12 protein-coding genes are annotated in these 13,226 nt (G+C 30.6%); 6 read left to right on the top strand and 6 right to left on the bottom strand.

The window, feature by feature from the left end; genetic code table 11:
• The first annotated feature begins 10 nt into the window (after window positions 1–10).
• The 5 genes from ABWP20_RS11705 (at window position 11) to ABWP20_RS11685 (ending at window position 6,315) form a co-directional block, all read left to right on the top strand.
• Window positions 11–1,024, top strand: coding sequence for an ABC transporter permease (locus ABWP20_RS11705; protein ID WP_353095992.1), 1,014 nt, complete (start codon window positions 11–13; stop codon window positions 1,022–1,024).
• Window positions 1,025–1,040: 16 nt separating this feature from the next.
• A complete protein-coding gene (gene hxlB / locus ABWP20_RS11700; RefSeq protein ID WP_353095991.1) occupies window positions 1,041–1,598 on the top strand; it encodes a 6-phospho-3-hexuloisomerase in 558 nt (185 codons plus the stop codon).
• Between the two features lie 36 nt (window positions 1,599–1,634).
• Window positions 1,635–3,104 carry a xylulokinase gene (xylB, locus tag ABWP20_RS11695; RefSeq protein ID WP_353095990.1) on the top strand — a complete coding sequence of 490 codons (1,470 nt, stop codon included), beginning with the start codon at window positions 1,635–1,637 and terminating at the stop codon, window positions 3,102–3,104.
• A gap of 91 nt (window positions 3,105–3,195) precedes the next feature.
• Window positions 3,196–5,193, top strand: coding sequence for a methyl-accepting chemotaxis protein (locus ABWP20_RS11690; RefSeq protein WP_353095989.1), 1,998 nt, complete (start codon window positions 3,196–3,198; stop codon window positions 5,191–5,193).
• Between the two features lie 111 nt (window positions 5,194–5,304).
• Window positions 5,305–6,315: a stalk domain-containing protein gene (locus tag ABWP20_RS11685; protein ID WP_353095988.1), complete on the top strand. Its 1,011-nt coding sequence runs from the start codon at window positions 5,305–5,307 to the stop codon at window positions 6,313–6,315.
• Window positions 6,316–6,427: 112 nt separating this feature from the next.
• Here the strand turns inward: ABWP20_RS11685 and ABWP20_RS11680 are convergent, their stop codons facing one another.
• The 6 genes from ABWP20_RS11680 to ABWP20_RS11655 all read right to left on the bottom strand — a co-directional run bounded on the left by ABWP20_RS11680 (window position 6,428) and on the right by ABWP20_RS11655 (window position 11,846).
• Window positions 6,428–7,654, bottom strand: coding sequence for a dicarboxylate/amino acid:cation symporter (locus ABWP20_RS11680; protein WP_353095987.1), 1,227 nt, complete (start codon window positions 7,652–7,654; stop codon window positions 6,428–6,430).
• A 58-nt stretch (window positions 7,655–7,712) separates the two neighbouring features.
• Window positions 7,713–8,750, bottom strand: coding sequence for a threonine aldolase family protein (locus ABWP20_RS11675; RefSeq protein WP_353095986.1), 1,038 nt, complete (start codon window positions 8,748–8,750; stop codon window positions 7,713–7,715).
• 220 nt (window positions 8,751–8,970) lie between these two features.
• Window positions 8,971–10,851: a sigma 54-interacting transcriptional regulator gene (locus ABWP20_RS11670; protein WP_353095985.1), complete on the bottom strand. Its 1,881-nt coding sequence runs from the start codon at window positions 10,849–10,851 to the stop codon at window positions 8,971–8,973.
• A gap of 138 nt (window positions 10,852–10,989) precedes the next feature.
• Window positions 10,990–11,133, bottom strand: coding sequence for a YvrJ family protein (locus tag ABWP20_RS11665; RefSeq protein WP_353095984.1), 144 nt, complete (start codon window positions 11,131–11,133; stop codon window positions 10,990–10,992).
• 114 nt (window positions 11,134–11,247) lie between these two features.
• Entirely contained in the window at window positions 11,248–11,466 is a 219-nt protein-coding gene (locus ABWP20_RS11660; protein ID WP_353095983.1) for a DUF2922 domain-containing protein, read from the bottom strand.
• Between the two features lie 158 nt (window positions 11,467–11,624).
• Window positions 11,625–11,846 (bottom strand): DUF1659 domain-containing protein, encoded by a 222-nt coding sequence (locus ABWP20_RS11655; RefSeq protein WP_353095982.1) that lies wholly within the window; start codon window positions 11,844–11,846, stop codon window positions 11,625–11,627.
• Between the two features lie 114 nt (window positions 11,847–11,960).
• On the opposite strand from ABWP20_RS11655, the gene ABWP20_RS11650 reads away from it, so the two are divergent.
• The gene (locus tag ABWP20_RS11650) at window positions 11,961–13,121 is read left to right on the top strand and encodes a MalY/PatB family protein (RefSeq protein ID WP_353095981.1); all 1,161 of its coding nucleotides are present in this window, start codon (window positions 11,961–11,963) and stop codon (window positions 13,119–13,121) included.
• The last annotated feature ends 105 nt before the right edge of the window (window positions 13,122–13,226 follow it).

The following is a 13,226-nucleotide window of genomic DNA, read 5'->3' as shown; positions in this document are numbered from 1 at the left end:
GGTGATTAATTTGAAATCAGTCAGTGATATTCTTAGAAAGGATACAAATATCTTTGTATTATTAGGAGTCTTCACTATAGTTGTCTTATTCCTTGGGGGTATGTTAGGAGGAAGATTCTTTTCTATAAATAACTTTCAATCCATGGCTTTTCAAATCAGTGAGTTTGGGTTTTTAGCCATTGCTATGTCATTAGCCATGCTAACTGGCGGAATTGATTTATCTATAGTAGCCAATGCAGGACTTTCTGGAATCATGGCAGCATTTGTACTATCAGGAAAGTTTTTTAATATAGAGACTATGAACAGTGGAGTTACAATATTAATTGCAGTATTTGCAGCGTTGTTATGTTCCACATTATGCGGATTATTTAATGGGATATTGATATCAAAACTATCTATTCCGCCAATATTAGCTACTTTAGGTACTATGATATTTTACACTGGAATAGGTATGGCTTTAACTAATGGTGAAAGTGTTAGAGTGGGAGTTAAAGGCTTTTCTAAATTTAGTTCAAAAACATTATTTGATATACCTTATATATTTCTTTTATTAGTGATTACATTTATTGTGGTTTCTTTTATACTATCAAAAACGAAGTTTGGAAAACAAATATATATGGTCGGACAAAACTCAGTAGCTTTAAGGTTTTCTGGTATTAATTCTGAAAAGGTTTTAATAAAAACCTATGGTATGATTGGATTTTTAGTAGGGATATCTTCTTTGATTATTATTTCTAGGGTTAACTCCGCTAGAATGGGATTTGGAGATACCTATCAACTTCAAACAATTTTAGTAGCAGTATTAGGAGGAATTGACCCAGATGGAGGCAGAGGAAATTTATTTGGTGTTGCATTGGGAATAGTAGTATTACAATTTCTTCAAAGTGCATTTACAATATTCCAATTCACTCCATATGCTAAAAAACTTATATGGGGAGTACTATTATTATTTGTAATGATTATGAATTTCTTAATTGATAATGGAAAAATATTTAAATTATCAAAGAAAATAAAAAATAATTAAATAGGGGGATATAAGTATGAAGTTTGAGCAAGTTTATAAAACCATTTTAGGAGAACTTGACGAAGTCTTTGAAAGAGTAAATTATAATGATGTGGAAACCTTAATGGACATGATTAATAGCTCCCAGAGAATATTTTTAATGGGAGTAGGCAGAGAGGGTCTTGCAACTCGTGGTTTTGCCATGAGATTAATGCATTATGGCAAAGAAGTACATTGGTGCTGGGATGATACTACTCCTGCTGTTCATGAAGATGATCTTTTTATCTTTACATCTGGTTCTGGAGAAATAGGTCATATTCATTACGTAGTAAATGAGGTTAAGAAAGTTGGAGCTAAGATTGCCCTTGTTACAGGAGTGCCTGATAGAAAGACAGCAGATTTAGCGGATTTTGTTCTATGGGTACCTGCAAGTGTATATAAAGGCAAGGATAATGTGGTGCCATCTATTCAACCTATGGGAAATCTATTTGAGCAATCCTTATTTATACTATTTGATATGATTATTATGGCTCTTGTAGATAGTGGTAATAATACTTTTGAGAAAATGGCACATAATCATAGAAACTTTGAATAATTATTTTAAATAGATATATTGAGAGAAGGGATATAGATGTACTTTATTGGAATTGATGTTGGAACTACGTCAGTAAAAATTCTTGCCATAGATGAATCAGGTGAAATTATAAAAACTGTTACTAGAAAATACCCTATTTATTTCCCTGAACCAATGTGGTCTGAGCAAGATCCAGAAGATTGGTGGAATCAGACATTAGATGGATTAGATGAATTATTTAATGGGATTGACAGAGAAGAAGTAAAATCAATAGCATTAAGTGGACAAATGCATGGTTTAGTTATACTTGATGAGAAGGATGAAGTCATTAGACCAGCTATACTTTGGAATGACCAGAGAACTGAAAAAGAATGTTCTTATTTAAATGATGAAATTGGTATAAATAAAATCGCAAATTGGACTGGTAATGTTGCACTAACAGGTTTTACTGCACCTAAGATACTGTGGTTGAGAGAAAATGAATTAGAGAATTTTAATATGATTAAGAAGATTATGATGCCAAAGGATTATTTGGCATATAAATTAAGTGGTGAATTTGCAACTGATATGTCTGATGCATCTGGAACATTATATTTAGATGTAAAGAATAGACAGTGGTCTAAGGATATGTTAAATATCCTCGGTATATCAATTGAACAATTGCCTAAGCTTTATGAATCCTTTGAAGTTATTGGAAATATAAAAGAAGATATTGCTAAAAGATTAGGTCTATCAAATGATGTAAAGATTGTAATTGGCGGCGGGGATCAAGCAGTTGCAGCAGTTGGCGGCGGTGTAGTTGGGGAAAATACATGCTCAGTATCCTTAGGCACATCTGGGGTGGTCTTTGCCAATTCATCTAAATTTATAATAGATGATAATAAAAGGCTTCATTCATTTTGTAATGCCAATGGTAAATATCATATTATGGGAGTTACTTTAGCAGCAGCAGCTTCTTTAAAATGGTGGGTTGAGAATATAAGCAAATTAAATTTTGATAGTTTATTAGAAGAAGCAAAAAATGCAGAGATAGATAATCATATTTTCTTCCTACCTTATTTAATAGGAGAGAGAACTCCTCACAATGATCCAAATGCTAGGGGAACTTTTATAGGTATGAATATGGTAACAGAAAGAAAAGAGATGACTAGAGCTATTCTGGAAGGTGTAGCATTTTCTCTTCGTGATACCTTTGAAATCATGAAAGATATGGGAATGAATATTTCTGAAATTACCATTAATGGAGGAGGAGCAAAATCCAATCTATGGTGTCAAATCATGGCGGATGTTTTAAATATAAGAGTTAATAAAGTGAATTCAGATAATGGGCCAGCATATGGAGCTGCAATTTTAGCTACTGTAGGATATGGATTATTTGATTCTGTAGATGAAGCTTGTAATGCCTTTATAAAGGTTACTGATAGGATTGAGCCAAATAAAGAGCGGGTTTTATTATATGATGAAAAATATAATAAATTTAGGATGATATATCCTAGTGTTAGTAATTTATTTAAAGAATTAGTTTAGAAGAATAGGGGCTGCCCCTATTTCTTTCTTTATGGACAAATACTGCCCTGTGGGATATAATTATATCAAAATAGCTAAGGGGTGAATTCATATGAAGTTGAAAGGAAAAATTGTCTTATCTTCATTATTAATTTGTCTTGTATCTATCCTATCAATATCAGTTATCAACTACATAATATCTATCCAAAAATTAGAAAAAGAAATAGACAAAAATATGCAGCATGAAACCGTAAGTATAGCTAAGGACTCGGATAAATGGATGGCTCTGCAAAAGGATTCATTAGAAGAGGTTCTACAGGGACTTATTTACAGCGATAATTATGATTATGATTGGGTACACAATTATTTTGTTGAAAAGAATCATATGAATGAGGGCAATGAATATTATGTAGGGTTTCCAGATAAAAGTTTAATAGCAGGGTCAGGCTGGATACCAGATAGTAATTACGATACTACTGCTAGAGATTGGTATATTGGAGCTAAAGGGACTGACGGTATTTACATAACTGAGCCTTATTTAGATGTGGATATGGGTAATATGGTGATTACCATATCAAAGGAATTTAAGACTAAAGATGGAAAAGAAGGGGTAATGGCTTCAGATATTACTATAGATTACATATTAAATTTAATATCAAATATGGATTTAGAAGAAGGGGATTATGCATTTTTATTAGATAATAAAGGTAATATAATTATGCATTCCAATGAAGAATTTAATCCCTCAGAGGAAAAATTAACTAATATAGGTGAGATATTAGATGGCAAAATAGAATCCATAATTGGCAAAGAGTTAAGTATGAGAGATAGAACAATACGAGACTATGATAATGAGGACAGAATGTTCTTTTTTGCTAATATACCTGAATCAGATTGGACAGTAGGTGTAGCTTTATCCAGTTATAGAATCATGGATGCTGTTAATATTGTTATAAAATATACAATAGCAGCTGCAATTGCTATAATTTTAATTTCACTGATATTATCGAATTATGTAGTAGGTACTATATCTAAACCTATTATAGAGTCTGTGAAAATTGCAGAAGATATTAGTAATTTAAATTTATCTATGGCTATTGATGAAAATAAGCTAAAGAGAAAAGATGAAATAGGAGCTATGTATAATTCTTTCCAATTGATTATTGAAAAGTTAAGGCATTTTGCAAAAGAGATGAATTCCTCTGTGGCTACAAATCATCAAATATATACAGATACACTGGATAAGCTGAATTTTTTAGTAGGACAAGCAGAAGAAAACTCAGCCACTACAGAAGAATTATCTGCTGGAATGGAGGAAACATTGGCTGCTAGTTTAGCAATTAATGAATCTGCATCAGAGATAGACAAGGCCATATCGGATTTTGCTGAGAAAACTAGTGAAGGCTCAAATACATCATCTGAAATTAGCAATAAGGCAGATAAATTAAGTAATCAACTTATAAATGCTAGAAATATGTCTATGAATATGTATGATGAAGCAAAAGAAGAAATAAGAAAAGCTATAGAAGCTTCAAAAGAAGTAGAAAAAATTAATATATTATCAAATGCCATATTGGAAATATCTGAACAAACGTCTTTATTGTCTTTAAATGCAGCCATAGAGGCAGCAAGAGCTGGAGAATCCGGCAGAGGTTTTGCAGTAGTAGCAGAGGAAATAAGGAAATTAGCCGATAATTCCAATGCAACAGTTGGAGAAATACAAGCTGTAACAGATATTATAACTAAATCAGTGAAGCAACTAATAGACAAAGTGTCTCAAGTAATGGAGTTTTTAGATAAGGATGTAATAAAAGATTATGAGTTAATTGTTGAAGCAGTTAATAACTATAAAGATGATGGACATTTCTTAAATAATATAATATCTGACCTTAGTGCCACGTCAGAAGAGCTATCAGCTACAGTAAATGAAATATCCAATTCTATAAATGAGATGTCTATTACATTGGAGGAATCAACTTCAGCAACTACTAATATTGCAGAAAAGAATATGAATATGGTTGAGGCAATAAATCATATTAATTCCATAATGGAATGTAATAAATCTGTATCTAATAGATTGGAAGATCTGGTTTCAGAAATTAAGCTTTAATATATAGGACAGTATTCCTATCTAGGTGGTACTTTTTGACAAATGGGCATAGGTATATTACAATATAATTAAAGGAAAAAAAGAGTTAAATAAAAAATAGGAGGGAGTAGAATGAAGAAAAAAATTGGCAAGAAGCAGGTGCTATTTATTGCAACTATAGTCATACTTAGTTCATTTTTAGTATCTACAGCATTTGCAGCTGATACATATGCTACGTTAAAGGGAGTGTTTGCAGATATTAAGATTTTTAGCAATGGACAACAAGTATATTTAGATACTAAACCTTTAATCATCAATAGCACGACTTATGTACCTGTAAGAGCGTTAGGAAATGTACTTAACAAAGAAATTGGTTGGGACCAACAGACTCGTAGAATTGATATCAATGATAGATATGATGAAGGTTATAACTATACATTGATTCAATTAAATGAGAAACAGAATCAAATCCTTAAATTAGAGGCAAGGATAAAGGAACTAGAAGAAGAAACTTCAGGAAGTAAGAAAGGTAAAATTTCAACTTTATCTGATATGGAAAAATACTTAAATAAAGAATATGATGTATATGAAAAAGTTAACTTCGATATTAGATTATCAGGAAGTACAAAGAACGTAAAGGTAAAGATTTACGTAAATAAGAAGGATGATTCAAGATGGAGTTCATTATCATCATCAGAGATTAAATACTATCTTCAAGATATAGTTGATGATATTTTAGATGAATTTAAAAATGCAGATATATCTGGATATATTGAAAATGAATATTCAGGAAAGAAAGATGTAGAGTTTGAAATTAATTCAAAGGGAAAATTAACAATAGACAATGATTACAAGTCTAGTGGTAAGATTAAAGATTTAGATGATATGGAAGATTATCTAAATGATGAATTTTATAAATATGATGGTATATATTTTGATTTTACCTTAAAAGGAAGCGAAAAAAATATTAGAGTAAATATTGATGTAGATAGCTCTGACTGGAAAAACTATAAAAATCAAGAAAAGTTCCTAGAAAAGGTATATAGTAAGATTATATACGAATTCAGTAAGGCTGATATATATGGATATATTAGCAATGATTATTTTGAGTTTGATTCAAAGGGATATGTAAAGATAAAATAAAGAAAGATTTAAGGCTGGATAAATTCAATTTATCCAGCCTTAATTTTTTTCGGTATATATGCAATTAAAACAATTTATGAAATTTTCTTAAGTTTATATTATAAATACATTATTAACCAATTTTTTTCATAGTCTTTTTTTCTAATCTATCTACAAATATAGTTCCGGCTAAATCTCCTAAACAGTTAGTAGTTGTAGTTCCCATATCAAATAATCTATAGAATGCTGCAATAATGCCTACGATTTCTGTTGGTAGTCCAAATGCTTCTACCATGACTAAAAGCTTAACAATACCACTTCCTGGGATTCCTCCCCCTCCAGTTGAGAAGATTGCTGATAGGAAAATAACTTTCAGCATAGTTCCTATATCAAGAGGTGTCCCAACTACTTGGCTAATAAATACAATAACTACGCCGTATAATAGAACACTTCCATCATAGTTCATTTGAGAACCTAATGGTATAGTAAAACCAGAAATGCTTTCAGGAACATCAAACTTTTCCTTAGCTACCTTAATATTTACAGGAATTGAAGCTATACTACTACATGTTGCAATTGTATAGATCCAAAGCTCAGCACTATCCTTTAAGAATTTAATTGGATTGATTCCTGAAGTAATCCAAAGTGTACCACCATAAACTATAATTGCGTGAAGAATACATGCTAGATAATAAGTGCCTGCTAATGTTGCCATACTAGTAAATATACCTGCACCATATTTAGCAAAGGAATCTGCCATTAAGAAAAATATACCAATAGGAGATGCAATCATAATCATACCAATAAGAGAAAATACCATTTCACTAAGAGCATTAAATCCATTAATTACAGTTGCTTTAAGGTTTTCATTTTTTATCCTTAAAATTGCAACACCTAGTAAAATTGCAATAATTAAAGTTTGTAAGATATTACCATTTGCAAAGGTTGCAAACATATTAGAAGAGAACATGCCTGTAAAAAATTCTGAAATAGTGATATCGGTTCCACCAGTGATTTCCTTTGAGGCTAATCCAGTAAAATTAGCAATAGTTCCTGGTTTAATAATGAATGCAACTGCTATACCTATTGCTGTTGCAATTAAAGTAGAAATAAGATAATAAGACATAATTCTTACACTAATACGTCCTAAGGATTTAGTATCCTTTTGTGAAGTAATTCCTGTGATTATTGTGACTAGTACCATTGGCACAACAATCATTTTAATCATGTTCAGCCATATATCACCAACGAAGCCTACTTTGGTCATAGGTTCTCCTATAAGAAGTCCAAAGATGGCTCCTAAAACCATAGCAATAAAAACCTGTGTAGTTAAACCAATTTTCTTTCCGCCGATTTTCATAAACACACAACCTTTCTTGTATTATAGTTTTTAAGTTAACGTATGAAATAAATTAACTCTATAGAGAAGCATCAATATCTTTAATAATTTTTACAGAAGCAATGGCATCTTCATGATTAATACCATTATGGAAAACCAAACGTACTTTGTTTTCTAACACAGGACGTATCAATAATCCCTTTTCTTTTGCTAAGTTACAATATTCTTCCCCAGTTAATCCTGTATTACGAATATCTAACATAACAATATTGGATTGTACATTATCTTCGATTACAGTTTTCTTTAAATCTTGAAGATTTTCAGCAACGTATTTTGCATTTTCCATATCTAGTTTTAATAATGGAATATTGTGTTTAAGGGCATATATTCCAGGGGCAGCAATTATTCCAGCTTGTCTCATATTACCGCCTAATAGTTTTCTCTTCTTTCTTACTTCCTTAATAAAGTCCTTATTGCTACATACTAAAGAACCTATAGGAGCACCTAAACCTTTGGAGATACAGAACATAACAGAGTCAACATATTTACAGATATCCTTTGCTTCTACTCCTAAACTTGTTGCTGCATTAAATAATCTCGCTCCATCCATATGAACATGAACATTAAATTCTTTGGCTAAGTCATATATCTTTTTTAAATCATCGATGCCAATACACGTTCCACCAGAGAAATTATGAGTATTTTCAATACATATAAGTTTAATATCGTTTTTACTTAATAGCTCCCTAAGGTCATCAATGTCTGGTACCTTTTTATCATTTAGTTTGTAAAAAACAGGAATTAATTGTCCAAAATCTTTATCGAAAACAATCTTTTCACTTTTGTAAATATGCTGTATTTCTTCAACTAAAACCTTATCTCCTGGATTACAATGTGCCAAAATAGCAGTAGTATTTCCTAAAGTACCAGAGGAGAAAAGAACTCCTTCATCCATTCCAGTTAATTGGGCAGCTAAGTCTTCAAGTTCATTTACAGCTAAATCTTCTCCTCTTCCTTCACTATTTACTCTTCCATCATCACCTAGTTTTGCTGAAAGGATAGTTTCTAACATTTCCTTAGTTGGAAGAGTTAGAGTATCACTTCTTAAATCAATCATAAATATCCTCCTTTGTTATAAATATAATATAGATTATAATTTAACTAATATATGTAGCAAATATTGTGCCAAAAAATTGTTATTATAGTATAAATTTTTAACATAGTGTTTTACAGTGTTATAGACTGTATAGGAATAATGATTGATAAATAAAATACATTTGAATAAAAAGATAACGTTGCAAATGTTTCTAAAGAAACGATTGCAACGTTATTTGCAACTATTCATAAATATTAAACTTTTTCATAAGTCTCCATAATGTAGTTCTGTGGATCCCCAGCAGATTAGCTGCTTCTATTCTTTTTCCATCAGATAGCCGAAGAGCCTCTTCAATTTCTTCTTTAGTAATGGCTGCTAATTGAATATTAATATCTTTTAAATCATCTCTTGTTTCGCAATCAGGTTCATATCTTTCAATCATATTTTTTATGATTTCACTATCTATTATATCTGATGTATTAATAATACTAATTTTTTCAATGAAGTTTTGTAATTGTCTTACATTACCTGGCCAACTATATTTCTGTAAAGCAATAATTGCATCATTGGTTATTTTCACATTTTTATCTATGGAATATTTTATAAAAAATTCTTTAATCAACTCATAAATATCCTCTTTTCTCTCTCTAAGAGGTGGTATTGCTAAGGTTAATACATTTAAACGATAGAATAAATCTTCCCTAAATTTATTTTTTGTAACTAAATCCCTAATTTTTTTATTTGTTGCGGATATAATCCTTACGTCTATAGGAATAATTTGATTGCTTCCTAATCTCATTACTTTTCGTTCTTGTAAAACCCTTAAAAATCTTCCTTGCAAAGTTAAAGGCATTTCAGATATTTCGTCTAAAAATATGGTACCATTATGAGCAAGTTCAAATAAACCGGCTTTTCCACTTTTTTTAGCTCCAGTAAAGGCTCCAGCTTCATATCCAAATAATTCGCTTTCTAAAATACTCTCTGGCAGGGATGCACAATTAACTGCAACAAAAGGTCCATGTTTTCTAGGACTAAGATTGTGGATACTTTGGGCAAATAACTCTTTTCCAACTCCTGTTTCCCCTAATATCAACACTGTGGAGTCTGTTTTTGAAAATCTCTTTGCAATATTTACTGCATCTTCCATAGCTTTGCTTTTACCCTTAATGTTTTCAAAGGTGTAAGTAGCATATAGACCTTTAGTTAATATTTTATCTCTAATTTTATGTTCACCAGTGGTAATAGTGTTTATATCATTAAAAGTAGCTATGGCTCCAATAACTTCTTTATTATCAAGTTTTAGGGGAATCATATTATAGAGAATATTTGTACCGTTTAAATAAGCTATTTCTTGTAGTTTTTCTTTACCTGTCTTTAGAGTGTGTAATAACTCTTTTAATTCTGGCAGTACATCAAATAGTGGAGAACCTTCTAACTGCCTGTTATTATCGTCTAGGATTAATTTTGAAGCGGTTTTATTCATTAATGTAATAATTCCCTTATTATCAATAGCAATATATCCCTCTTTTGTATTTTCCAATATTGCATTTAATTCTTCGCTTTTTCTATTATTAAAAAATATTGTTTGTAATATTAATTCAGCTTCATTATATGCATGAATTAAGGCTTTTTCGCTATAATCTATTCTAACATAGTGCATATTAAGATCTTTTGCCAATCGGGTTTGGTGTGCGCCGCCAACAATTACATCAATATTTTCTTCCTTTAGTTTAGCAACCTTTGTTTCCATCTCATTTTCGTTTTTTACAAATACTTGCTTAATATTTACATTAAGTAATGGGTTAATTAATTCCAATCCTTTCCATAGATTATCATAGCCTATGACTCCAATATTTGGTCCCATTTTGCTTGCCTTAATCAAAGCTTGTATCATATCTTCAATTGGAATAGGGATTTCCACAACTGGTATATTAAGTGAATTTCGTATTCTCATGGCAGTACCTCCACGAGCTAATATTACCTTAAACCCCTTTTCAATTAATTTTTGTGGATTATGAGGATCGTAGATTTGAATATCTACATCCTTTCCCATTTTTTTGAAAATACTATCTGCAAGTTGAATAAGATCTTCATTAAAAGCTGCATAACAAATATAACTCATATTTTCCTCCCCTAAATAAAAGGCATATTATTAAAGTATGGAGCTATATCACTAATTCTAGTGAATAACTCCATACTTTAATAGTATCAAAAGTTATAAATCTTTGCAATATTGTATGAATCAATTGTTTTAAGGGATTTATTTAAGAGCTCCTATGGTTTTAGATAATTCGATTATACTTTCCGATAATTGATTTAGTTTTCCCTCTATTCTAACCAATAAATATATAGATAGAACTATTGGGAAACCAAGATTAGCTATACCAGAATATATTTCTTCCATATTAATCATCACCCTTTATTTTAATTAATAATTAACAGCTGACAATTTAAAAATTAAAACAAAAATATTAAAATTGTTTGAAAACTAGCAAAGGGGACGATCTGTCCCCTTTGATTAGATGCTTAGTTTGTTAACTGTTGTACTTATTATTCTAGCATCATTAGCCTTTACTAAATCTAACATTTTAGAATTAAATACATTACAGTCTATTATAGTAGCCATAGCTTGAGATACTTCCTCAGGAGTTATATCAGACTTTGGCTCATCTATGCTGATTACAAACTTCTTATTTGATTCATCAAGAAATTCCATTTCTAGTTTTGTCTTTTCCATTAGATCACCACCTTCTATAATATATTTATAGCCTTGCCTGTCTCACTAAGATTGTGAGATAATAATTTGTAAGAAAGAATTATCTTTCCTACAATAAATGAATAACAGTCAATAGTTTCAATAGAATATTATATTCTATTTAACTATTTATCTTTTAGCTATTCATTAATTAAGGTAGTAGTTTCTACCTTTTGCACTTTTAATAAAGATTTTTCCTGTAAATCAGCTATAGCTTTGGCCGCAGTGTGTAAGTTTGTATCATCGGCTGTAGTCTTTATTTGTGCAAATGTTTTAGAATGGGTTTTTTGTTTTCCATTTACCATTCCGCCGTCAAGCTCAAGTTTTAGTGTTAATTTTTCCTTTAAAGTTTCCATTGCCATATTCTCACCTCCTTCTTACATTTAATAAATAGAATTAGAGTTGAGAAATTACTATGGTAAATTTAATTATTTTAGGGTATTAAGTAATTAAAGATTAATAGTGAGGTGCATAAGATGAGTAAACAGAAATATGATTTTGATAGAATAATTGATAGAAGAAATAGCAATTCCATGAAATGGTCAGGAGATAATGATGTATTGCCTATGTGGATAGCAGATATGGATTTTAAAGTTGCAGACGAAATATTAGATTCTATGAAAAAGACTATTGACCATGGTATTATAGGATATGATTATAGACCAGATTCTTTTTATGATGCTATAATTAATTGGGTAAAGGATAGGTATAATTGGGATATTAAACAGGAATGGATTATATTTACTCCTGGTGTAGTACCGGGATTAGGTATTTCAGTGAAGACTTTTTCTAAAGAAGGGGATAAGGTAATTATACAGCCCCCAGTATATCCTCCTTTCTCCGGAGTAGTAGAAAATAATAATAGGATAGTGGTGGAAAATCCTCTTAAATATAGGGATAATAAATATATAATGGATATAGAGGATTTAGAGAAGAAAATAGATAAAGACGTAAAGGTAGCCATGATTTGCAATCCTCATAATCCAGTAGGCAGAGTATGGACTAAAGAGGAGTTAGAAGCATTTGGCAATCTATGTATGAAAAATAATATTATAATAGTATCCGATGAGATACATTGTGATTTAACCTTTAAAGGACATAAACATATTCCTTTGGCATCTATATCTAAGGAATTTGCCAATAACACAATAACATTTATGGCGCCAAGTAAGACCTTTAATATTGCAGGATTATTTGCTTCCGTAGCTATTATACCTAATGAAAACCTTAGAAGTCTTTATAATGCTACTATTGAAAATATGTCAATAACCCATACAAATGGATTTTCCATAAGAGGATTTGAAGCTGCATATAAATATGGTGGTGAATGGTTAGATAAAGCTCTTAAATATATAGAAGACAATGCAGATTTTGCAGTTGATTATATAAATAGAAATATTTCTGAAATAAAGACATATAAGCCTGATGGAACATTTTTAATGTGGTTAGATTTTAATTCTTTAGGAAAAACCTCCTATGAAATAAATGAGTTATTAATTAATAAAGGTAAAATCCAATTAAATGACGGTGCAACCTTTGGAAAGTCGGGAGAAGGATTCTTTAGACTAAATATAGCTTGCCCAAGAGAAGTTTTGACAGATGGGCTAAAAAGGATAAGAACAGCTGTAAAACGGTAATTAAAGACCTTCAGTGAATTTAATTCATTGAAGGTCTTTTTATATGAATATCATGTTGATTGTGATGAAGAAAAAGACATGGTATAATAAGTTAAAATAAGCATA

It is taken from the genome of Tissierella praeacuta, from assembly GCF_040396155.1.
Lineage (GTDB): Bacteria > Bacillota > Clostridia > Tissierellales > Tissierellaceae > Tissierella > Tissierella praeacuta_A.
Note: the sequence above shows the minus strand (reverse complement) of the source record. Positions and strands in the feature narration are given on the sequence as shown.